Origin of the sequence: Anabaena azotica SJ-1, assembly GCF_047275885.1 — a bacterium.
Classification (GTDB): domain Bacteria; phylum Cyanobacteriota; class Cyanobacteriia; order Cyanobacteriales; family Nostocaceae; genus Trichormus_B; species Trichormus_B azotica_A.
The window spans coordinates 1,484,886-1,508,471 of sequence record NZ_CP178454.1 but is presented as its reverse complement, the minus strand read 5'-3'; the positions used below and the strand labels follow the sequence as shown (position 1 = coordinate 1,508,471).

The window sequence follows — 23,586 nt, the reverse complement described above, 5'->3', positions numbered from 1 at the left end:
AAAAACCCAGTCCTAGACTGGGCAAAATTGGTAATTAACATCGAAGTCCTGGAATTTCTAGACAATAATAATGTCAAGAGAAGGCATAAAACTATCTGCATTTTCTAGAACTGCAAACTGCTGTCCGTTACAGGATAAAGCACCTGTACTAAAGTTGAAGTTAAACTGGCTGGTTGAAGTTGCACCAAAACTAGAACCAATAATTTTTATCTGATCTCCCTGCTGCCAGTTAAAATCTTTAATGACATCAATTCCTTCGGAAACCGAGTTGAAGAGAAATTCATCAGCCCCAATTCCACCTGTAAGAATATCATTGCCAAGTCCACCTATGAGGACATCATTACCAGCACCACCAGTCAGGACATCATTTCCACCACTACCATTGAGAGTGTCGTTACCAGCACCACCCCGCAGTTTATCTGCATATTGTGTACCAATGATATTACACTGCTCAATATCACTGTATGCAAGCAAGAGAGAAGCGTTATAGCCTAAAGAACTACCAAGAGGTATGGAATTGTCATTGCTGTAGATGGCGTTTTCTCCGTTGTAGCCCACTTCAATGCCAACACCATTATTAAACTGTTTGTAGTCTGCTATGAGAGTGTCGTTACCAGCACCACCATCGACAGTTCCATCTATGTCACCTAAAATATCGTCACCATCTCCACCGAAGAGGTAATCATAACCCCATCCACCGCCAATACCATCATTACCAGCACCACCATAGAGGGTATCATTGCGATCGCCACCAATCAGCAAGTCTGCATACTGTGTACCAGCAACATTAAATTGTTCAATACTGGTGTAATCAAGTAGAGGAATTGTGCTTGAGTTGCTGTAAATTTCAGTCCGATGCCAAAAGTTAAGATTAATACCAACACCATTATCCAACTGACTGTAATTAGCAATCAGAGTATCAATACCAGCACCACCATCAACAGTTCCATCTATATCAATTAAAATGTCATTACCATCACCACCATTTAAGGTATCAAAACCAGCCCCACCAAAGATTTCATCATCACCAGCACCACCATTCAGGTTGTCATTATAATCCCCACCCCGCAAGATATCGTTATATTGTGTACCCGTAATTTCAAACTTCTCAATATTGCTATATCTCAGCAAAACAGAAGAAGAGTATAAGTAATCGTTACCAGAATTACTATCACTAGGACTGCTGTTGTACTTACTATAAATAGCACTTTCTCCGTTATATCCCACTTCAATACCAACACCATTATTAAATAGGCTATAGTCAGCTTTTAAAGTGTCAGAACCAGCACCACCATCAATAATTCCCTGAATATCAGTTAAATTATCATTACCATCTCCACCATCAATAGTATCGAAGCCAAAGCCCCCATCAAGGTAATCATTACCATCTCCACCACGCAGGTAGTCATCACCAAAACCACCAGTGATGGAGTCGTTACCAGCACCACCGTCAAGAGCATTATTCACGCTACTGCCAAAGATGCTATCGTTGCCCGCTGTGCCAGTTAAATTCTCAATGCTAATTAAGGTATCTGTCAAAGTCCCGTTACCGGGAAATTGTACGATCCCAGTTTCTAAATTGGCATCAATTGGTCCGGCAAAGAAAGCATAAGAAGTTGTATCAACTCCCGTACCACCATCAATAGTATCGAAGCCAAAGCCCCCATCAAGGTAATCATTACCATCACCACCACGTAGGTAGTCATCACCATCACCACCAGAGATACTGTCATTACCAGCACCACCGTCAATTGAGTCGTTGCCAATTCCACCAGTGATAGAGTCGTTGCCAGCACCGCCGTTGAGGGTATCGTTACCAGTGCCACCATCTAGGGTATCATTGCCAGTGCCACTACTGATTTCATCATTACCTGCACCACCTTTTAGGGTGTCATTACTAGCGCCACCTTGCAAAACATCATCATATTTTGTACCTGTGATTTCAAACTTCTCAATATTGCTGTAATTGAGTAAACCACTAGCACCGAGGCGACTAAAGATAGTGTTGTATCCCAAATATCCGACATGAATACCAGCACCATTATCGAACAGGCTATAGTCCGCTCTGAGAGTGTCAGTACCAGCACCACCGTCGACACTACCTTGAGTATCAATCAAGATATCATCACCATCTCCACCATTGAGGTAGTCATAACCAGTGCCACCAGTGAGGATGTCGTTACCAGCACCGCCATTAAGGGTATCGTTATCAGCACCACCATCTATTTTGTCGTTTTTAACTCCACCAGTTAGAGAGTCATTACCTCCGTTTCCAGAAATCACCCAAGCTAAACCGTCATTAGGAGCAGTAAAGACATTATTGTTATTGTCACCAGTGTATGTAGGCATTTTAGTTTGTCCTTTATTTTTTCAAAGTTTTTGTGTAATGGAGGCGTTAGCTTTTCAACTCCTTGCTGAGTTACACGGTTCACTTTTGAGGTTTATGCAAAGTTAAAGGAACAAATCTAAAAAATTTTTTTAGACAACCTATTACAGCCAATTTCCCAGCAATACATAAGATGCCCAATGCACAGGATGGCGATAATCAGGGTCTTTTAATAGTGAAAGTTGCGCCAGTCGCAGTGCTTCTGCTTTTGTCACTTGCTTAGTTGCGAGTTCTTTATAAAATTGACCAATGAGACGAGCGCCAGATTCATCATCTAGACTCCATAAAGAAGCTAAGGTACTGCGTGCGCCAGCTTGAATTGCTATCCCAGCCAGTCCTAAAGCCGCTCGTTTGTCTCCTTCGGCAGTTTCGCAAGCACTCAAAACCAGTAATTCAATGGGTTCAGGTCTAGTTTTTTCTCGACTGCGAAGCAAATATTTTAATTCATTAACTTTGACTGGTTTATCCCAAGCCAAGACAAAGGTTTCATCAGCATTGGAACTAAATTGACCATGAGTTGCTAAATGCACCACAGAAAAGGGGAGAGAGTCAATTTGTTTGCGTAATGCTGCACTTGTAAATGTCTGATTCAAAAGAACTTCACTAGGTACTTCTGATTCAACTGCTTTTAATTCTTCATTGACATTAGGTAAAGAACTAAATCCATGTCTGGCTTCTGTCAGTCCAGCTACTAAAGTTTTCAGCTTAGTTTGCTGTAAAGGACGAGGACCCAATAATTCTAAACCGGGCGTAAGTGCCACACTGTATTTTTCTAATAAATATTGTTTGCCATCATACAGTGCAGCCATTGGGATATTTCGCAGAGAACCATCCAAAATAAAAACTAATGTTTTTACCTGACTTTGAGCAAGTTCTGTTTGTACAGGGCGAATCAACCAATCATAGACCTTGGCAGATAATAATTTTCCTTCGGGAGTTGTATAAGGTTTTTCTAAATTAAATCTGAGTTTTTCTACAATTTCTTCAAGTTCAATTTGAGAAACTTGAGCAGTGTAGTGACGTAATCCTTGCTGTGGTAAACTCAGAATTACTTCTAGTTTGTCTTTGAGAATAATTGGATAAATTACTGCTGCCTGTGATTGTTGAATCTGCTCAATTGGTACTATCTGTCCTTCTAGACAAGCGGAACGAAAAAAGTTATCAAGTTCTGCTAATTGTAATGATTCAATAACTTGACGGGCTTGTTTTAGCTGCTCTTGACTAGGTTCTTTACTTGTGCCTGGATTTAAAAGAAGTTCTACATATTCACGATATACAGGTTCTACCGTTTCCCGAAAAGAAAATTGAATATCAGTGTTAACTGCAACTAAATCACTCCGCAGAGATTTTAACGTAGTAAAGGCGACTTGATAAGCGTCTGTCGCTGATTTGATTGCCCCTTGAGCTTTTAAAATCCTTCCTAATTGCCACTGCCATTGATAGGCAATATCTGGTGCATTAATAGCTTGGGCTATTTGTAAAGCTTGTTCAGTTAATTCTTGAGCATTTGACCATTGCTGAGTTTTTTCATATAGTCCACCTAAATAACCTAAAGCATAAGATTGGGCTTTTTGGTCATTTAAACTTTTAGCTTGTTGCAATGCCGTTACTAATAATTTGGCAGATTCGGTTTTTTGATTTCCCAATTTTACCAAACTTTTCGCTAGATTAATATGAGCGTAAATTGTGGAACGACTAGGAGATAATTTAGCTAAATTTAGCTGTAACTGTAACCAGATATTTTCTGCATCTACTAATTTGTCAGCATTTATTAATATATATATTTGATTAATTTGTGCTTGAATTTGTGTAATGTTTATAGGTGAGTTTGTAGCAGCCTGTTCATAATATTTTAATGCAGATTCTTTATCTCCTTGGGCATAAACTGTGTTACCCAAACTGAGTAAAGTTGCGTTTATTTCTGGTGTGGTTAAATTATCTGAATTCTGCAATAATTGTAAACTTTGTTGTAATATTTTCCGAGAATCTTCAAAAGCCCCTACTAATCTGAGAACATTACCTAAACTACGTAACCCTATACTTTTTAATTGTGGGTCTGACTGATTTTCTAGTGCTTTTTCTACATCTGTAAGGGTTTTACGAGCTTGGAGGTAAAGTCCTAAAGCTTGTTGGGCTTGTGCTTGATTTATTAAACTACCAATTTTTCCCTGTATGTAGCCAGTTTCAGTATAAATAATAGTTGCTTGTTGCCAAGTATTTAAAGCTTTTTCTGCTTGACCTTGTGCTAATTCTAAACTTCCTTGATTGTTGAGAGTTTGAGCTAGAATTAGTTTTGTTTGTGTGGTTGTCTGTTTGAAATTTCCTAGTAGCTCAAGACTAGAAGTAATTGCTTTTTTTGCTTGTTGCCACTGTCCCAATTTTTGATAAGCTAAAGCAAGATAATTTAGCACCATTGCTTGAGATGATAAATCATTTTGCGTCTTTTCTGCTTTAAGTGCCTGTTGCCAAATATTTACAGCTTCAGCATATCTTTCTGTTTGATACAGTTCTCTACCTTGTTGAATTAAATTTGAGTTTTCCTGTGTTTGTAGAATGTGAATATTTGAGGCTATAACTGTTTTGAATTCAAGTATCAATGTTAGGCTTATTCCTGTTAGTATACAAAGCAGAAAAGCTATAACTTTACGCCAAAAATGCTGCTGTTTTTTTACCATTGAGAAATTATAATGTTTGAGTGGTGTTACTAATTTAAAATATGAATTAGCCTCACGCATAGACGCAGAGAGTAAGAGTTTGAGAGATAGAATTTTTGATTTTGATACTCTGATTCAGCAACGCTTCACGATATTTAGTCTTGGGCAATTGGACAACTAACAGGTGTAAGTGAGGAATTATGAGAGGTAGTAGTGGGTGCTTGAGCTACCAGTGTGATACTACCATCGGGACTAATTACCCAGCCTTGAGCTTCTACAATTGCAGTAGGTGATTGAGAAAGCTTTTTCTCTTCTTTTTGAGAGTTATTTAGTTTTTCATTCAGCAAAGCATGGGGTTGTAAATCTTGCCAAACTGCATCACTGCTTAAAAGTTCACTGGGATTAGATGGTAAACCACCCCGTCCAGTAATTATAAATTCACTTTGTTGACTGGCTGTTGTTTCTCCATTACCTCGACAGCTTTGGGTAATTAATTTGGAAGCGTCTACTAAATTATTGGGTAATGCTATTAATCCGTTACTGGGGTCAGTATCAGGTTTGTTAATTTCTATAACTCCATCAATACCAAGTTGGGAACTAGCAGAGATGACACTCTCTGGAGAAACAAAAAATCCTTGCACACGAATATTGATGTTCCCTCCTTGACCTTTGACTGCATAGGCAGTAATTGAGCTATTGTTAGCCAGGACTAAGTTATCTGCGTTGATAGTCGTGTTGCCTCCGTTTGCTGTACTGTCAATAGTAATATCTGGTTTTGGAAAAGCTTTGGCGCTAGGGTCTGCGTCACTTTCAATGACACCACTGTGATTCAAAAGCACTGTGTCGGCGTTAATGAAAATGTTACCACCCTGTCCTGATATGGTGGAAGCACTAATTCTGGCTCGATCATCAACTAAAAGGAAAGGGGTTGTAATGATTAAATCACCTGCTCCTCCTTTTCCTAGTCCATCAACTTGTAAATAAGTGGGGTAGTCAACTAAGAATGAGACACCTGTAACGGCAACAGATTTTGTGGCAATTATTTCTAATTTACCTCCTGGTCCTTGTCCACGATTAGAGGCGGAAACAAATGCTCCATCTTTAATCACTAAACTTTGGGTTTGAATTGTTAAATTACCACCTAATCCTGTGGCTGTCTGGTCACTTTGAGTTGCTAAAACGCTGCTAAATAGATCACTGGGATTGACACCACTTACTTCTACTGAATCAGCAGCGATAACAGTCAGATTTCCCCCATTTCCTGTGCCAAAGGTGCTAGAACTTACTTGACCACCATCACGGATAATTAACTTTCCTGTGGTAATGTTGACGTTACCTGCATTGCCTGTTGAGTTGGGTTGAGTACCAGCACCTAACGAACTAACTGTAGTATCGTTGCTTCCAGACACTTCCACAGATTCAGAAGCATTAACTGTGATATCACCTGCATTCCCAGCATTAAAAGTGGCAGTGGAAATATTTGCTGTGTCGCCCACTTTTAATCGCTGGGTATTGATATAAATATCTCCTGCATTGCCTGTACCGCCAGTTCTAGCTATTAAACCACTGGGAAACTGCCTATCTGCTGATCTGCCAGTCAGTTCAACGGACTCAGAGGCATTAACTGTTATATTTCCTCCTGGTGCTGACCCTGTGGTATTGGCATCCAGTTGAGCGCCGGTGCTTAAAAACAAGTTTCTTGCTTGCACTTGGATGGCATTACCTCCATTTCCGGCAATACTAGCTCGCGCACCTTGAGATAAGTTAATATCACGGAAATTGCTTACACCTGAGTAATCTAAAGCCCATCCATAAGCATTTGGGTTAATACTTACAAAACTGTTACTAGCAACACTACCCAATTCAATGCGTCCATTTTCGGCTGTGATGTATCCTCCCTCAAGTGTAATATCCCCGCCTACGAGTGCTAAGGTTTGGGCTTGAGGTACTTGTAAACCAACTATTTTCCCGCTGGTATCGGTGGTGATAGAGCGATCGCTAATTGTTCCTGGTGCAGCCCCAAATTGTAGTCCCAAGGGAACGTTAATGGTTAGTAGCGGTACTGGTTGGGGATTTTTGGCACTGAATACTAAACCATCACTAAACACAAAACTATCTGCTGTACTTGCGACAAACGAACCTCCAATATCTAATTTGGCATTTTGTCCAAATACTATGCCGTTGGGGTTAATAAAAAATAGATTGGCATTACCCAAAACTCCTAGCGTCCCCAAAATATCAGAACGGCTGTTCCCGGTGACTCTTGTGAGGATATTTTCTACTCCTGTGGGGTTGGAGAAGTAGACTCGTTGCCCATCACCAATGCTAAATTCACGAAAGCTGTGAAAGAGGTATGCTCCCCGCACTGCACCCCCATTAATCAGATCACCTGTTGCTCCTTTAATATCAACATTTTGTTTTATTAAAGATGGTTCATTGCCCAATTTAGTATCAGGTTTAATTTCAGCAAGAACAACAGTTTCTCCCACAATAATGGGACTTAGTGTCAAGAGTGCTAACCCAAAAAACAAAAACTCGTTTGACCACCTAACCAAAATTTTGCTCACAAAAAATATTACTAAAAATTTATTCTTTATAATCACATATTTTAAATTTCATTTCATCACTCACTACTCTAAACACTTTTTTACAGTTTTGTATACCTTACAGGAAAAGCTAAAGCAGTATTTATTTATCTTTAAATCAAACCCAAAAATGAACGCAAAAATCCTTAATCCCAGAGGAGTTATCTAAATTTTGACAAAATAAATATACCCTAATTAGGTTTTTAGTATTGTTAATTATAAATATACCAGATTGGTTCACTATTTGCGGTCTTTAAAATAGTATTACAACAGGTTTTTGCCAACAACAATATCGTCTTTGCCAGAAGAATAAGTGAATGAAAGTAATATGTCAATACTCTTTTAGATAGAGATTTATCTATAAAACAGTAGTTGGATTGCCAATTTCCCTTTTTCTTAACTTGTCACCAATGTTCCAGCACAGGATTTAAACTTTCCACCGGTGCAGAACGTTCTCCTGATGCTTCCTGTCTAAAATTATACAGATAAAATACTTATTTATCCTGATTTTGTCATTGAATTGCGATCGCCTTCTGATAACCTACAACCATTACAAGAGAAGATGACGATTTAACAATCACAGGACTGACGCAACTGGCATATTAGTAGGGTGCGTCAGACTTCATAAATCCTGCAAATAAACAGATATTTGATATCTGACGCACCATAAAATAGATGTTTGGTGTGACACTTGCGTAAGTCCTAAATCAATTATTATCATCTAAAATATTATAAGCTTCATTAACTAGCCGGATCTTTTCCTGTACCTGTTTTTGCATTTGTGGTTGATTTACAAATAAATCAGGATGCCATTTTTTTACCAAAGTTTTATATGCTTGTTTCACTTCAGCAAAGGAAGCAGTAGGTTGTAATCCTAAAATTTTATAAGCACGAATAATCTGATCTTTATCAGCTTGTCTTTTTGGCGGCTTTTGTGTTTGTTGACTTGCATTTGTTTGTTGCTGTTTACCAGCATAATTCATATTAGCTTTCATTTGTGCTATTTCTTCATCCAGTTCCCAAGCGCGAAATTTTGCATCTAATTCTGCGGGTTTTGGTGGAGGTGTAGAAACATTTTGACGTGGTAATTCCACTTTTGGTTGATTAGTATTTGGTTGTGGTGGAGGTGTAGAGACTTTTTGACGTGGTGGTTCTACTTTTTTAGTAGCTTCCTGACGCGGAGGTGGTGGAGGTGTAGAAACCTGTTGACGTGGTGGTTCTACTTTTTTTCCTGTATATGTATTTTTGGTGCTATTTCCTGGAAATGATGTCTGAGGATTTGCAGATTTAGGAATTTCTTTATAGGGTTGATATTTAGTTTTGATATCAACTTTTTCCAACTCAGTTAATAATTGATTAAACCCATTTTGTAATTGTTGAATGTTTTCACGTTTTTGAATAATTTCTCTTGGTTCTTGACCAACTTGAAAGTTAATTACTTTCACAGCTTTTTGTTCATATTCATTCAAAATAGATAAACCTTGAATACTGAAATCAGATAAATATTTTTCAGCCGCGACTATACAAATTTGTGCTACCTGTTGATGGTAAGAATCTTTAGCTGATTGTTCTTCAGTTTTTTGAATATTTTTATTTAATAAATAAGAAATACTACCCACCACAGCCGCACCAACTGGCCCTCCTAATAACCAACCGATACCACCACCCACAGCAATTGAACCTGGTTCAGTCAAATCATTAATATTAGTTGGTTTTGGGGGTAAGTTTAACTGAGGTGTATTAGGAAAGGGAATTTTTAAATCTTCTGGTCGTTCTTCTTTGAAAAAATCATAAGCTTGATACAACCATTTCATTATTGATAGTTGTAATTCTGTCAAGTCTTTTTTTAAAGTACCTGTTTGCCAAGAATGTAAATTATTTTCTGCTAGTGCAACTGCAATATCTCCTTGATATTTAGCCAATAGTTTAGGTAAAGATAACCAATCTTGAAATTCATATATGCTAACTTTAAAACCTTGAACAATGAGATTTTTAGCTTTTTGTTTAATTTCTATTTTGGCAGCTTCTTTATCATCAAAAGTTTTAATTTCCTTGCTAATTTGATAAATTTTATCTACTAATAAAGGTTGAATTTGAGAAGTGATTGCTTGTATTCTCGGTAAACGGACACCACCGCTATTTCGTTGTAAAATTTCAACTATATTCTGTAAAGCTGTTTCAAAAGCGGCTAAACCGCTACTATTTGCTGCTGCTACATCACCTTTTAATCTAGCACGTAAAGCGGGTAAAGCATCAACTCTATACAAGTTACTAAAACCTGGAGGTAAGTCAGACCGGAAACTTTCAGCAACAAACAACAAACGATTATAAACTTGTTTTTGTTCTTCTGGTTCGAGTAAATTTAAGAAATTAGCAACAAAAATAACGGTTTTAATCCCCCGTTCTAATAACCAATCGCGTAAATTTTCCCGTTCACCTAAAGTCATCAATTTACGAGCATCTAATAATTGTATAACTAAATCTGTTTCTAGTAAGCGATCGCGCACTAAATCATCCTGTGCTTCTCTGTCATTGGTTCCTGGTAAATCTACAAATTCTACACCCCTTTCTAGAAAGGAATCAGGACAGAAAACCTCAACAGATGCAACATCTTTTCTCATCTGTCTATTTCCATCTAAAACCGCAAACTGTTGTAACACCTCTGTGCCACTGCGATAGATTTCTGTCCCATCTCGCAACATAATGCGTGTGCGGAGAGTTGAACCATATTTAACAGTAATTGCAGCACCAGTAGTTGGTATTAAATCAATGGGTAAAGTACGATTTCCCAACATCGCATTTAACAAAGTTGATTTACCATGATTGAAAGGACCAAATACCGCAATCTGAAAATTAGGATTATTTAAATGATTACAAACAGCAGTTATATCTTTATATAGAGTTGATTCTGTATTCAAATCTATTAATTTACAAGCAGATTTAATAGCATCTATTAATTGACTATAATTTTGATATTTTGGGTACATATTTTTCTGATTTTATAATTAATATTTCTCTCGTTCCCATACTCTATATGGTAATGAATTCTAAAAAACTCTGGCTTCTTTACAGGACATTTGAAAAATTCATCATGGTGTATCAAACAATCTCAAATCTCCCCTGGATCTGGGGATAAATCAATCAAAGTCCCCCTTTTTAAGGGGGATTTAGGGGGATCTATAAAAAAATCCAACACCCTCTTAGATTATATTAGAGTCAGAGCCTCTGTATAACATTCCCAGTCAGAGACTGGGAACGAGACAATTAGCTATAGTAAGCTAATAAGTTGCTATATGCAGATTCTATTTTTTGTAGCTGTTCAATAATACCTTCCTGCAAAGTTTTAAACCGCTTGAACTCAGCTTCACGATTAATTTCGTGTGTTGTTTTCTGTTTGAGAAGATTATCTAACTCCGATTTACGAGAATTGATATCATCATTAATACGTTGACTGACTTCTTTTTCGTAAGCATTAAAACATTCTTTGACAGCATCATAAACAACTTGAGATTGTTCATTTGCTACTTGAGGAAGATATTTAACCAACTCTTTTTTGGCAGTTTTTACTAACTCCTTCCTCGCTTGATCTGCTTGTAGAATTCCCACACCCAAACCTAGCAAAGCAAAACCAATGGGACCGAGAAAAATACCTGTAACGGCTGTAATTATCCCCCCAACACCAATCACAGTAAAGTAGTTTAAAAGGATATTTTTCCAATCAAATCCAGCACCAGCTAAAGCCACACCAGCTAAGTTACCTCTAGATAAAGATAATAATCCCATTGCCCATTTTGCCCAACCAGGTGAATTATCCTCTTCTGAGGTAGTTGTGGCATTAACTTTAACTTTTTGACCTGTTAATTTTTCAGTGATTTGGTCTGTAACTTGACTGTAGGATGCACCATATTGTGCAGCAGAAACAGACAATTCTCTAAATGCTGCATTTAGGTCTTTTTCTGCCGTTAAAGTCCAAGCTGAAAATTTATCAGTAATATATTGTTCAAATGCTTTTTGTAATGCTTCATTAAAAGCATCCCGTTTACCACTACTCAAGAAATCAAACAAATTTAACTCTGGTTGGTAGCGTAAGAAATCGGTTTCAAAGGTATTCCCTAAATTCAAAACGTAGCTACGGAAAGATTCAGATATTGCTCTTGCTTTAGTATCTCTAGTATTGATAATTTCTTTTTGGAATTGATCACGAATGTGATTGAGTTTGGTAAATTCAGGTTCAACTGAATCAATGCGCTGTTTCAATTCATTGACATCTTTATCAAGCAAAGGAATACGTCTATCAATTGCTTCGCGGGTATGGTTTACAGCTTGTCTAGCTAAAGTCCTCACTTGACGTAATTCTGCGATCGCTCTTTCCCTAGTCAAAAAGGTGTTCAAAGCCCCCATAAACTCAGGAAACCCGGTTTTACTTAAATCAGCTTGGGGATTCTTTAACCTGCGTCTGAGTGCTTGAATTGATGAAACCTCAAAAACGCGCTCATCATAGATATCTTGTCCATCCAGATAACAATATTCCGCTAAATTCGCCTTAAATACTTGTCTGAGTCTAGTTTCTGCTGCTTGTAACTCTTCCAAATCATCAGGATCAATTAAAGATTCCTTCACCTGATCCCAAGCATTAACCAAGAAGAAAACCGATAAACCCCGACCTTTGATATAATTCTCTAAATATCGTCTCTCACCTAAAGTACAAGGTTGAGAAGCACGCATCACAAATAAAATAGCATGACAGTTATTCACATAACCTAAAGATAACTCATTCCGTGCTTCTGTATCATTTAACCCTGGACTGTCAACAATTTCAATCCCCTTTTCTAACAAAGTTAAAGGATATTCAACCACAGCATAATCAACATCAGGAAATGCTTGTTTTTTCTCCTGTTCTAACTTCTTCGCTTCCGCTGGATCAATAGTATATTTATATTTAAAGCTTTGGAAATCTAATTGTTGAGGACTTTTCCCATCATTAAAGTGAATAGTAACTTTTTTCTCAGCCCCATAGCGTAAAACAGTTAATACCGCCGTACAGGGATTGACATCACTGGGTAATAAATTTTCTCCGATTAAAGCATTAAGAAACGTACTTTTACCACGCTTCATATCTCCCAAAACCAAAAGTCGAAATACCCCTTGCCGCAAATTTTTACTAGCTATAGTAATATCTTCAATATCTCGTGATAAACTAAGTTTACCAGATGAACTATCACCATCTAACTCCGCTTGATTAATCGTGTCAGCCAGCTTACTTAAACAAACAGAAATTTCCGACCGGACTTGAACAACACGCTCTAAATCATTGATAAATCTATCAGTACCAGCTTGATAATTCATATTCACCACACTCTATTTAATATTTTTGAATTTCGATTCTAAGAACAGTTTGTAACCTAAAAAAGCCAACGCCCCAAAAATAACAACTCCAGCTACAACCGAAGCCACTCTAACTGCCACAAGCGTGGCAACTGCAAGACCAAAAAGCTTTGCACCAAGAATCAATTTTTTCATCCCAGATTTTTGAGAATTTTCTGGTTGATGTTTCTCAGTTTCATACAAAGGCGTATCAGTAGCATGGATTCTATCTTCCATTTCCCGAAGTCGCATTTCAACTTTACGTTGCAGTTCTCTATTATGTTCATCAGGTGATGTCATTGATATCCAACCTCTGTAGTTAATACCCTTGTATGTTAACTTACCCTGTTAATTGTACTCAAGAGCAAAATCACAGTTTTAACCTCAATTATGTAAACAGATGAACTAGGAAGAGTTATCTTGAACCATTTACACAGATTCAATATTTTTGAGGGAATTTTCGGAAATTGTGGAAAAATTACTCTCTCCTACCAAAATAGAGGCTTCACTTTTCCCTCCTTCCCTTGTGGGGTTGGGGGTTAGGTCTAAGAATTATTGCTGTAACCAATTTATTGGTCTGACGTACCCGACAAGAGACTTAATTGTGACACTTGTGTAAGTTCTATATATGTAGAATCAATCCAAAATTGGATGACCCTAAGAATTTGGTTTCAATACATGAACTCTGTTGTAACCAATTTATTTGTCTGACCTACCCAACAAGAGACTTAATTGTGACACTTGCGTAAGTTCTATATCTTAGGATTTACGCAAAAGTAATAGAAAAATGAACCGCAAAGACGCGAAGGACACGAAGGAAAGAGCGTTTAGAGAGATTCTGCGTAAGTTTTATATCTGTAGCATCAATCCAAAATTGGATGACCGGGGAGGGTGTAAGACATGGAAAATAGATTCAGGAATAACTTTAAGTACATTCAGCATGGATATAAAACAAGGATTTGTTGGCACTGTTGGTAACACACCGCTAATTCGCTTAAATAGTTTCAGCGAAGAAACAGGTTGTGAAATTTTGGCCAAAGCAGAATTTCTCAACCCAGGAGGTTCTGTCAAAGACCGCGCAGCACTTTACATCATTGAAGACGCAGAAGCAAAAGGTTTACTCAAACCCGGTGGTACCGTTGTAGAAGGAACTGCTGGTAATACAGGAATTGGACTAGCGCATATATGCAACGTAAAAGGGTATAAATGTTTGATTATTATTCCCAATACCCAATCCCAAGAAAAGATAGACGCACTCACCACCCTGGGGGCTGAAGTTCGTCCCGTTCCTGCTGTACCTTACAAAGACCCTAACAACTACGTCCGGCTATCAGGTAGAATTGCAGCCGACATGGAAAACGCAATTTGGGCTAATCAATTTGATAACTTGGCTAACCGTCAGGCACATTACGAAACCACAGGGCGAGAAATTTGGACACAGACAGACGGTAAAATAGATGGTTGGGTGGCAGCAACTGGTACTGGTGGTACTTATGCTGGTGTGGCAATGTATCTGAAAGAAAAGAACCCAGCCGTTAAATGCATTGTTGCTGACCCAATGGGTAGCGGTTTATATAGCTATATCAAAACCGGCGAAATCAAAATAGAAGGTAATTCCATAACAGAAGGAATTGGTAATAGTCGCATTACAGCTAATATGGAAGGCGCACCTGTTGATGATGCAATTCAAGTTGATGACCAAGAAGCTTTAAGAGTTGTTTATCAACTATTACGAAAAGATGGTTTATTAATGGGTGGTTCGACCGGAATTAATGTTGGTGCTGCTGTAGCTTTAGCGAAACAATTAGGTCCAGGACATACTATAGTTACCATCTTGTGTGACAGTGGTTCTCGCTATCAATCACGTATATTTAACCGTGAATGGTTGGCTAGTAAAGGATTGGTTGTTAGTTAAGAGTTTTCTAAGCATTCAGCTATCAACCCTCAGCTTTTTAAAGCTTACGGAGTTTTCTGATATTCATCGCCATCCTAGTAAACTGGGGGCTAGTAACTGAATCAAAATATCTACCTAAATCTACTCATATCTGATTAAATAGGAAACTATCATGAAGATATGAGTAAGTTTAAACCATCCTCTCTAACAGCAACAAAAATTTCTCGGTTAATACATAGCTGACTGGGGATATTATTAATTAATGTATACATTAACCTACTATCACGTTACTTATAGTAGCATAAGTTTTAACGATGAGACTGGATAACTAGGAAAGTAGTGAAATACCCCGAACTACAGGAGATGTAAAATCATTGCTACTAGGATTTAAAACCGAGCTAAAGTTAAACCACATTCAACGGATAAACATAGTAAAACACTGTGGAGTAGCCCGTCATGCCTGGAATTGGGGATTATCTCTAACTAAACAAATCTTAGACCATAACCAAAATAATCCTGATGAGAAAATCAAATTTCCCACAGCAATAGACCTACATAAATGGTTAGTAGCATTAGTCAAACCTGAAAATCAATGGTATTATGAATGTTCCAAATCAGCACCGCAAGAAGCATTAAGGAATTTAAGACAATCCTGGGATAGATGTTTTCAAAAAAAATCAGGAGTCCCCAGATTTAAAAAGAAAGGTAAACATGATAGTTGTACCTTGGAAGGAACAGTAAAAATTTTAAGTAATCACAAAATTCAAGTTCCCAAAATAGGGATATTAAAGACCTATGAAAGATTACCTCAAACTCAACCAAAGTCAGTCACCATAAGTCGCCAAGCTGATAGATGGTTTATTAGTTTCAAAATAGAAGTAGAAACAAAAATATCTAATTTAACCAAGATTGTCGGTGTAGACTTAGGAGTTAAAAACCTAGCAACCTTATCTACAGGTGAAGTCATACCTGGAGCTAAATCTTATCAAAAATATCAATCAAAATTAAGGCGACTACAATGGTTAAATAGACATAAAATAATAGGTTCAAACAATTGGAAAAAAGCCCAACTCAAAATAGCTAGGTTACATAGAAAAATAGCAAATATCAGGAAAGATACATTACACAAATTAACTACACTGTTAGCTAAAAACCACGGTGTGATAGTGATAGAGGATTTGAATGTATCAGGGATGTTAGCTAATCATAAACTAGCTGCGTCTATTTCTGATATGGGTTTTTATGAATTGAGGAGACAATTAGAGTATAAATGTCAACTGTATGGCTCAAAATTAGTGATAGTTGATAGGTGGTTTCCTAGTTCTAAAACCTGCTCCCATTGTGGAGTAAAAAAAGAAACTCTGTCATTGAGTGAAAGAGTGTTTAATTGTGATAGCTGCGGATTTGAATGTGACAGGGATGTAAACGCGGCTATTAATTTATCAAAAGCTGTCAGTTAGGCAGTGTTAGCCTGTGGACTGAGTAGTGCCGACACTTTCAGGGTGAAGCAGGAAGTAAACGACGCTCAAGAGTCAGCCTTTCGGTAGATGGGTAGATTTGAGTAGGTTTTATATAGCGGCGATGATATTATATTGACAATTCCCGGTCTAAAGAAAGACATCATCACAAAAATGTCAAATTACCCAATTCAATATCAGCCGGATATTGCCAAATGCGTGCAGGTTTGCCAACAGCGTACTTGCAGAAAACAAGGTGCAGTAGAAGTTTTAGCTGCTTTTCAGGCTTTACCAGTTCCTGATGTGACAGTTACAGCTAGTGGTTGCTTAGGACAATGTGGTAATGGACCAATGGTGCTGGTGTTACCAGATATGGTTTGGTACTGCCGAGTTTTGCCTCAAGAAGTACCGCAACTGGTAAAAAAACATTTGTTAGGCGGTCAAATAGTTAAGCAGATGCTTTATTCTCGCTTTCATTCACGAGTTAATTAGGGCTTGCTGAATAAGTTTTTTCGTGAGGTGTAGGGGTGAAGCATTTGGAAAATAGCCCTTTATGAAAACCGTAACAGTATCTTATATTAATAGTTTTAATCCCCTTGCGGGGAAGAGATTATGAGAAACAGTACGTGATTCATTGAACTTTTTCTTTAACAGGAAAGCGTTTCAATCCCCTTGCGGGGAAAAGGTTATGAGAAACAATGAAGCGCCTCGATATTGCCCTACACTGGGGTCAAAAATAGTTTCAATCCCCTTGCGGGGAAAAGGTTATGAGAAACGAGGGTGTCGAAGAGGTTTCCTGGGAGGAGGAGGCTCTAGTTTCAATCCCCTTGCGGGGAAAAGGTTATGAGAAACCCGCACGTCAACTAGCGATCGCAGTTATTAAGACTGTTAAAGTTTCAATCCCCTTGCGGGGAAAAGGTTATGAGAAACAGCGGCAGCGGAAAAGGACAGTTTGTGAGCGATCGCAAAGTGTTTCAATCCCCTTGCGGGGAAAAGGTTATGAGAAACTAAATGTAAATTAACCATACACTCTAGAAATATAGCTGATGATTTCAAGTTTCAATCCCCTTGCGGGGAAGAGGTTATGAGAAACCCAGACTGACCCAAGTTGCACACCTCAGTAGTGCTACCATCCGTCTGTTTCAATCCCCTTGCGGGGAAGAGGTTATGAGAAACTAGATGTTCTCCAGATTACGAGGATGATGATGATCAGAAGGAGTTTCAATCCCCTTGCGGGGAAGAGGTTATGAGAAACACTAACCGAAATCGTAAAAGTTTGTGACGAGACAAACACGTTTCAATCCCCTTGCGGGGAAGTGGTTATGAGAAACATGAGCTCTCCCACATGATGTCTGAGAACTTAGGAGATATACAACGTTTCAATCCCCTTGCGGGGAAGTGGTTATGAGAAACAGTTAGGGAAACTAATAAGGGAATTCCAAGAAGGTAAATTTGGTTTCAATCCCCTTGCGGGGAAGTGGTTATGAGAAACTCATACATCTGGTCACTATCGATCAACACTTTGTACTGACACGCATGTTTCAATCCCCTTGCGGGGAAGTGGTTATGAGAAACCCTATACTTATGAAACCCTTGCCACATTTAGCTTTTAAAGTGCAACTGCACGAAGCTACTGAAACAAAAATGTGACAATAAAAACAAGTATTGAATTATCAAGGTGCGAAAGGCTGTATTCAACCAATAACAAGAGAATAAAACAAAAACTCTAAGATGTCAACTCAAAAAACCAAGGTTTTCTCTAAATTACAGAAGATGACTAAATTTAAAGCTGTTTAACTCCTTGCGACAAAACTGATGCTCCTCTTTACATTCTGTTACAACCACCCAGAACCTGACGTGGAGGGTATTTAGACCAGTTGCATACCCCCATAACCTTGAATATCAAAGTTTACAAAATTAAATAATCTGGTGGTTCATAAGGTGGTTCACTTCCATAGACTTTTGTCTTTTGTTTTGCAGTTTCATCCAGAGGATAAACGCGCAAATTATCCTCGCTGACAGCAGATTGCAAATCTAAATAAAGTTTTTTAAATAAGTTGATAGTTTATAGGTTTGTGGTGGGTTACATTATCGCTAACCTAGCCTACGGTTATTTATAGTTGAGGAAATGGGAGATTTGCGTGAGGTCGTGTAGTAATATTTTTAGGTGATATCTGGGTTGGAAGATAGGACTTGAGGACTGTATCATAAATTATGAATTATGAAGTTTAAATTTTAAAAATCCAAATTTAGCTTCACAATCCATAATTTACGAAAAATAGTGGGAAGTTTGAAATCCTACCAATTGGTAATAACCTGAAAATCCAAAAAATTTTCATGTTTTTACTTCCTTTAGGGGCTAAGGCTCCATTCACTCAGTCGGGGCATCGACTGTTGGGTTAGGTGATGTCAGACGAGTTATGCCCGCGATCGCTTTTAAACCCCAAAATCCCACCCCTTGAAGAGGTGGGAGTATGTCAAAAGCTTTCAGATTGAATGCAAAAGAAAAATCTAGTTTTGAGTTTTGAGTTAGGACGCTGTAACCCAAAACTCATAACTTTGAAATTTCAAAAATCAGCCAAGCTTTTAAGCCATTTGATTTTCAATTGCCCAACGCGCTAATTCAGTACGGTTGTGGAGGTTGGTTTTACCCAACATATTGGAAACATGGCTTTCAACGGTACGCTGACTGACATTTAATTCTTCAGCAATTTCCCGGTTGGCTAAACCCCTAGCTACAAACTGTACTACTTTCAGTTCTGTTGGGGTCAACTGGACATCGAAGGGAACCTGGATACGAGAACCATTTTCCCCTCCCTTTGTTTGGTGTTCTTTCCAACGAATAGTTTGCTTAAGTGAGGATTCTACTTGTGCTACGAGTTCTTCAGGTTCAAAGGGCTTGACCATGTATACGTCAGCACCTTTGTTCAGTCCTTTAACTCGGTCTGCACTTTGTCCCTTAGCGGAGAGGAAGAGAACGGGAATCCAACTTGTACGTTCATTTTGTCGTACTTGTTCCACAAAAGTGTATCCGTCCATTTCCGGCATCATCACGTCACAGATGATCATGTCTGGAACTTCATGTTCTAAAATTTCCAGAGCTTCTCGTCCATTTTCGGCTGTGATGACTTCGTATCCCCGGAATTCTAAGTAATCCTTCACCAGCAAGATGAGGTTAGGGTCATCATCAATCAATAGAAGTCGTTTGTGATCTTTCATGCTGGGCTCTTTCATAGCAGTGGCACTTGTCGCGCGTCGATCCATCAAGGTCTTGAATAGTTATCCTTTATGGTGGATTATTGAGATGTTGTTTTTTTCCCCACTTAACTTGCCTTTGCTGCCTAAAAGTCTAAAAAGTGATGGACACTCTGAAGAAAATAGTAGCTAGATGGCAAAATTCCAGTAAGGATACGGAGAGCAATAGTATTTATAATGCGTTATTATATGTTGCTTTGAAAGGGGCGGGCTAAAAAACCTGATTAAATAATAATCTGTCTGGCTGACAAGTTCAGTATTTAGCTGAAGATGGCCCTGGCTCACAACTCACCCGCACTTTCATTTGCTTACTTTTGCTCTGCTATATCCCTTGGATGTTAAGCCTCAATCAGAGGTTCACAAGAAACCAGGGAAGTTTCTGGCAAAGGATGGGTTAAAAATGCTTGTGCTTCAACCACCATTATGCCGATTAAGTGTTCTGGGATGATCCGCTCAATGACTTCCGGTTTTGTTTGGCTATACCAGACCCCATCTGGGTAAACTACCATTATCTGCCTAGAACAACAAACACGCAAGCAGTTAGTTTTAGTTCTGAAGATGCAAATGGGATGACTCTCGTGAAATGGGTTGATGTGTCGCTCTTTGAGTCGCAGTTTCCAGCATCCCAGAATTCTAGATTAGCCTGTTTTGACCAGTTGTGAATCACTATCTGCTCAGAACAAACATCAAGCTGTTCGTTGAAGAATTGCTAGTCCTAGAACGTCTACAACCATTACTTAGGGTTTTAAGTTCCTTGGCTTTAGTAGTTTTGGGGATTGGACAGCAATTCTTTAGCTCACTGTATTGTTACTCATTAAGCGACTCCCTGATTACAGTTCTATAACAATTTCTCAGCTTTGCAAATAAAAGTTGTCCATATAAAAATATTCATTACTTACGCAACAGAACCAGACAACAAATACAATTAGGCATTTATACTTTAAGTGAAGTAACTTTTTGGTTCAGGAAGAAGGTGAAAGATGATAGGTGACAGGTGATAGGTGACAGGTGACAGGTGACAGGTGACAGTTAAGAGGGAATAGGGAATAGGGATATAGATGATTAATACGTTATTACTCCCCTGCTCCTCTGCTCCTCTGCTCCTCTGCTCCCCTGCTCCCCTGCTCCCCTGCTCCCCTGCCCCTCTGCTCCCATGCTCCCCTGCTCCTCCACACCCTACACCCAATTCCTAGTTCGGAAACCCGTACAGAAAACATTGTTGCCATTTGTCACTGCTTTTCGGTAGATTAGCACTCAGGAGTCGAGAGTGCTAACAAGCGAGAAAAAATTAAAATTATGGCAGCTGTATCTCTAAGCGTATCTACAGTTAAACCTTTGGGCGATCGCGTTTTTGTAAAAGTGACCGCCGCTGAAGAAAAAACCGCAGGTGGTTTGTATTTGCCTGACACCGCTAAGGAAAAGCCCCAAGTAGGCGAAGTAGTAGCCCTTGGACCTGGCAAGCGGAATGATGACGGTAGCCGTCAAGAATTGGAAATTAAAGCCGGTGATAAAGTGCTTTACTCCAAGTATGCTGGCACTGACGTTAAGCTCGGCACTGAAGAATATGTACTGCTTTCTGAGAAAGATATTCTAGCAGTCGTTAGCTAGTTCGGTGATGAGGGGTCAAACAATTCAAAATTAAAAATTAAAAATTTGGATTTTGAATTGGCACGAACTGACACCCCACTGAAAAACTGACAACTAACAAACTAATAACCAATTCAAAAAATTACACAGATTATGGCAAAGCGCATTATTTACAACGAAAACGCCCGTCGCGCCCTTGAGCGTGGTATTGATATTCTGGCTGAAGCTGTTGCTGTCACCCTTGGACCAAAAGGTCGTAACGTAGTTCTAGAGAAAAAATTTGGCGCACCACAAATCGTTAATGATGGTGTCACTATTGCTAAAGAAATTGAATTAGAAGACCATATTGAAAACACTGGTGTAGCTTTGATTCGTCAAGCTGCTTCTAAAACTAACGATGCTGCTGGTGATGGTACAACCACCGCTACAGTTTTGGCTCACGCCATTGTTAAAGAAGGCTTACGGAACGTGGCTGCTGGCGCTAATGCAATTCTGTTGAAGCGCGGTATTGATAAAGCTACTGCTTTCTTAGTTGAAAAAATTGCTGAACACGCTCGTCCTGTAGAAGATTCTAAAGCGATCGCACAAGTTGCGGCAATCTCTGCTGGTAACGACGAAGAAGTCGGTAGCATGATTGCTCAAGCTATGGACAAAGTGGGTAAGGAAGGCGTAATTTCCCTGGAAGAAGGGAAGTCTATGACCACCGAACTCGAAGTCACCGAAGGGATGCGCTTTGATAAAGGCTATATCTCTCCTTACTTTGCTACTGATGCAGAGCGGATGGAAACAGTGTTTGACGAGCCTTACATCTTGTTAACCGACAAGAAAATCGCTTTAGTACAAGATTTAGTACCTGTACTTGAGCAAGTAGCTCGTTCTGGTCGTCCTTTGGTGATTATCGCTGAAGATATCGAAAAAGAAGCTTTGGCTACTTTGGTAGTTAACCGTTTACGCGGTGTACTCAACGTTGCGGCTGTTAAAGCTCCTGGTTTTGGCGATCGCCGTAAGGCTATGCTAGAAGATATCGCTGTCTTAACTGGTGGTCAACTCATCACTGAAGACGCTGGATTGAAACTAGATACTACCAAGCTGGATAGCCTGGGTAAAGCTCGCCGCATCACCATCACCAAGGACAACACCACAATTGTTGCTGAAGGTAACGATGTCGCAGTTAAGGCTCGTTGCGAACAAATCCGCCGTCAGATGGAAGAAACAGAATCTTCCTACGACAAAGAAAAACTCCAAGAGCGTTTGGCTAAATTGTCCGGTGGTGTAGCTGTAGTTAAAGTTGGTGCAGCCACCGAAACCGAAATGAAGGACAAGAAACTACGCTTGGAAGATGCTATCAACGCTACCAAGGCTGCTGTAGAAGAAGGTATTGTTCCTGGTGGTGGTACAACCTTGGCTCACCTAGCTCCCCAATTGGAAACTTGGGCTAACAGCAACCTCAAAAATGAAGAGTTGACTGGTGCTTTAATCGTTGCTCGTGCTTTACCTGCTCCTCTCAAGAGAATCGCAGAAAACGCTGGTCAAAACGGCGCTGTAATTGCAGAAAGAGTCAAAGAAAAAGATTTCAACATCGGTTTCAACGCTTCTACCAACGAATTCGTTGATATGTTGGAAGCTGGTATTGTTGACCCCGCTAAGGTAACTCGTTCTGCTCTCCAAAACGCAGCTTCTATCGCTGGTATGGTGTTGACAACCGAATGTATTGTTGTTGACAAACCCGAACCTAAAGATGCTGCTCCCGCTGGTGGCGGTGGTATGGGTGGCGGAGATTTCGATTACTAAAATCTTTTCCTAGTTTAAATAATGGCCGCTTCCGCAAGGGGGCGGCTGTTTTTTTGTGTCAAAATCAGGGTGTTTCCTACGAGAAAATAATGAATTAATAATTTCAAGGAAATGTTATTTAATAATATACTGTTATAGCTTTAACGCTAAGTTCGCTAAGTATGGAAGATTACCAAGCTGCTTTTATGCAGCGTCACCTTGATACTGAAATATTATGTAGAAAGGAATCGGAAAGAAGAGTAGCTGCTATGCACTTGGGAGGTATAACCATTGAGTGTTTATTAAAAGCCATGATTTTTGCTACCTTGCCAAAAGGTGTAACTCAGGAATGGAAGACTGATACCAATGATCCTGGACATACTATTACTAATCCAAAACATAGTTATATAGAAGCATTAAAACGGCATAATAGACTCAGATCCCGAATTGATAATTTTCCTGAAGTGCGAAAATGGCTAGATGAAGTAGAAAATCCAAATAGCCAAAATTTTATAGATATGCGTTATTCTGGCCTTGAACCTGATGATGAAAGTTACAAACGCTGGTTAAAAGCCTATCAGAGTCTCAAAGGGTGGTTACAGAAGCAAGCTACTCAACTTTAAAGAGGTGATCA

At 39.0% G+C, this 23,586-nt stretch carries 15 protein-coding genes, 1 pseudogene and 1 CRISPR repeat array; of the genes and pseudogenes, 7 read left to right on the top strand and 9 right to left on the bottom strand.

Annotated elements, in window-relative coordinates:
- Positions 1-57 precede the first annotated feature (57 nt).
- The 3 genes from ACLLO5_RS06475 to ACLLO5_RS06465 form a co-directional block, all read right to left on the bottom strand.
- Positions 58-2,349, bottom strand: coding sequence for a calcium-binding protein (locus tag ACLLO5_RS06475; RefSeq protein ID WP_413174656.1), 2,292 nt, complete (start codon positions 2,347-2,349; stop codon positions 58-60).
- Positions 2,350-2,490: 141 nt separating this feature from the next.
- The gene (locus ACLLO5_RS06470; protein ID WP_413174655.1) at positions 2,491-5,061 is read right to left on the bottom strand and encodes a CHAT domain-containing protein; all 2,571 of its coding nucleotides are present in this window, start codon (positions 5,059-5,061) and stop codon (positions 2,491-2,493) included.
- Between the two features lie 134 nt (positions 5,062-5,195).
- Positions 5,196-7,550 (bottom strand): filamentous hemagglutinin N-terminal domain-containing protein, encoded by a 2,355-nt coding sequence (locus tag ACLLO5_RS06465; protein WP_413174654.1) that lies wholly within the window; start codon positions 7,548-7,550, stop codon positions 5,196-5,198.
- Positions 7,551-8,039: 489 nt separating this feature from the next.
- On the opposite strand from ACLLO5_RS06465, the pseudogene ACLLO5_RS06460 reads away from it, so the two are divergent.
- Positions 8,040-8,190, top strand: a pseudogene (locus tag ACLLO5_RS06460) (Uma2 family endonuclease); the annotation flags it as partial.
- Between the two features lie 142 nt (positions 8,191-8,332).
- Here ACLLO5_RS06460 and ACLLO5_RS06455 read toward each other — a convergent pair.
- The 3 genes from ACLLO5_RS06455 to ACLLO5_RS06445 form a co-directional block, all read right to left on the bottom strand.
- Complete coding sequence (locus tag ACLLO5_RS06455) at positions 8,333-10,612, bottom strand: dynamin family protein (RefSeq protein WP_413174653.1); 2,280 nt, start codon at positions 10,610-10,612, stop codon at positions 8,333-8,335.
- Positions 10,613-10,889: 277 nt separating this feature from the next.
- Positions 10,890-12,971 (bottom strand): dynamin family protein, encoded by a 2,082-nt coding sequence (locus ACLLO5_RS06450; protein WP_413174652.1) that lies wholly within the window; start codon positions 12,969-12,971, stop codon positions 10,890-10,892.
- A 12-nt stretch (positions 12,972-12,983) separates the two neighbouring features.
- Positions 12,984-13,289 (bottom strand): hypothetical protein, encoded by a 306-nt coding sequence (locus tag ACLLO5_RS06445; protein ID WP_413174651.1) that lies wholly within the window; start codon positions 13,287-13,289, stop codon positions 12,984-12,986.
- Positions 13,290-13,929: 640 nt separating this feature from the next.
- Between ACLLO5_RS06445 and ACLLO5_RS06440 the strand changes: the two genes are divergently transcribed.
- The 3 genes from ACLLO5_RS06440 to ACLLO5_RS06430 all read left to right on the top strand — a co-directional run bounded on the left by ACLLO5_RS06440 (position 13,930) and on the right by ACLLO5_RS06430 (position 16,832).
- Positions 13,930-14,904, top strand: coding sequence for a cysteine synthase A (locus tag ACLLO5_RS06440; RefSeq protein WP_413174650.1), 975 nt, complete (start codon positions 13,930-13,932; stop codon positions 14,902-14,904).
- A gap of 353 nt (positions 14,905-15,257) precedes the next feature.
- On the top strand, positions 15,258-16,343 hold the full coding sequence (locus ACLLO5_RS06435; protein ID WP_413174649.1) for an RNA-guided endonuclease InsQ/TnpB family protein: 1,086 nt from the start codon (positions 15,258-15,260) through the stop codon (positions 16,341-16,343).
- Between the two features lie 171 nt (positions 16,344-16,514).
- Positions 16,515-16,832: a (2Fe-2S) ferredoxin domain-containing protein gene (locus ACLLO5_RS06430; RefSeq protein WP_413174648.1), complete on the top strand. Its 318-nt coding sequence runs from the start codon at positions 16,515-16,517 to the stop codon at positions 16,830-16,832.
- Between the two features lie 92 nt (positions 16,833-16,924).
- A CRISPR array of direct repeats spans positions 16,925-17,915; the repeat unit is 37 nt; unit sequence GTTTCAATCCCCTTGCGGGGAAAAGGTTATGAGAAAC.
- 334 nt (positions 17,916-18,249) lie between these two features.
- Here ACLLO5_RS06430 and ACLLO5_RS06425 read toward each other — a convergent pair.
- The 3 genes from ACLLO5_RS06425 to ACLLO5_RS06415 all read right to left on the bottom strand — a co-directional run bounded on the left by ACLLO5_RS06425 (position 18,250) and on the right by ACLLO5_RS06415 (position 20,104).
- A complete protein-coding gene (locus ACLLO5_RS06425; protein ID WP_413174647.1) occupies positions 18,250-18,372 on the bottom strand; it encodes a hypothetical protein in 123 nt (40 codons plus the stop codon).
- 554 nt (positions 18,373-18,926) lie between these two features.
- Complete coding sequence (locus ACLLO5_RS06420; RefSeq protein WP_013191734.1) at positions 18,927-19,604, bottom strand: response regulator transcription factor; 678 nt, start codon at positions 19,602-19,604, stop codon at positions 18,927-18,929.
- 329 nt (positions 19,605-19,933) lie between these two features.
- Positions 19,934-20,104: a hypothetical protein gene (locus tag ACLLO5_RS06415; protein ID WP_413174646.1), complete on the bottom strand. Its 171-nt coding sequence runs from the start codon at positions 20,102-20,104 to the stop codon at positions 19,934-19,936.
- A gap of 787 nt (positions 20,105-20,891) precedes the next feature.
- On the opposite strand from ACLLO5_RS06415, the gene groES reads away from it, so the two are divergent.
- From groES to ACLLO5_RS06400, 3 genes are all read left to right on the top strand, one after another.
- Positions 20,892-21,203, top strand: coding sequence for a co-chaperone GroES (gene groES / locus ACLLO5_RS06410; RefSeq protein ID WP_013191733.1), 312 nt, complete (start codon positions 20,892-20,894; stop codon positions 21,201-21,203).
- Positions 21,204-21,335: 132 nt separating this feature from the next.
- Entirely contained in the window at positions 21,336-22,973 is a 1,638-nt protein-coding gene (groL, locus tag ACLLO5_RS06405) for a chaperonin GroEL (RefSeq protein ID WP_413174645.1), read from the top strand.
- Between the two features lie 161 nt (positions 22,974-23,134).
- Entirely contained in the window at positions 23,135-23,575 is a 441-nt protein-coding gene (locus tag ACLLO5_RS06400; RefSeq protein ID WP_413174644.1) for a hypothetical protein, read from the top strand.
- Positions 23,576-23,586 lie beyond the last annotated feature (11 nt).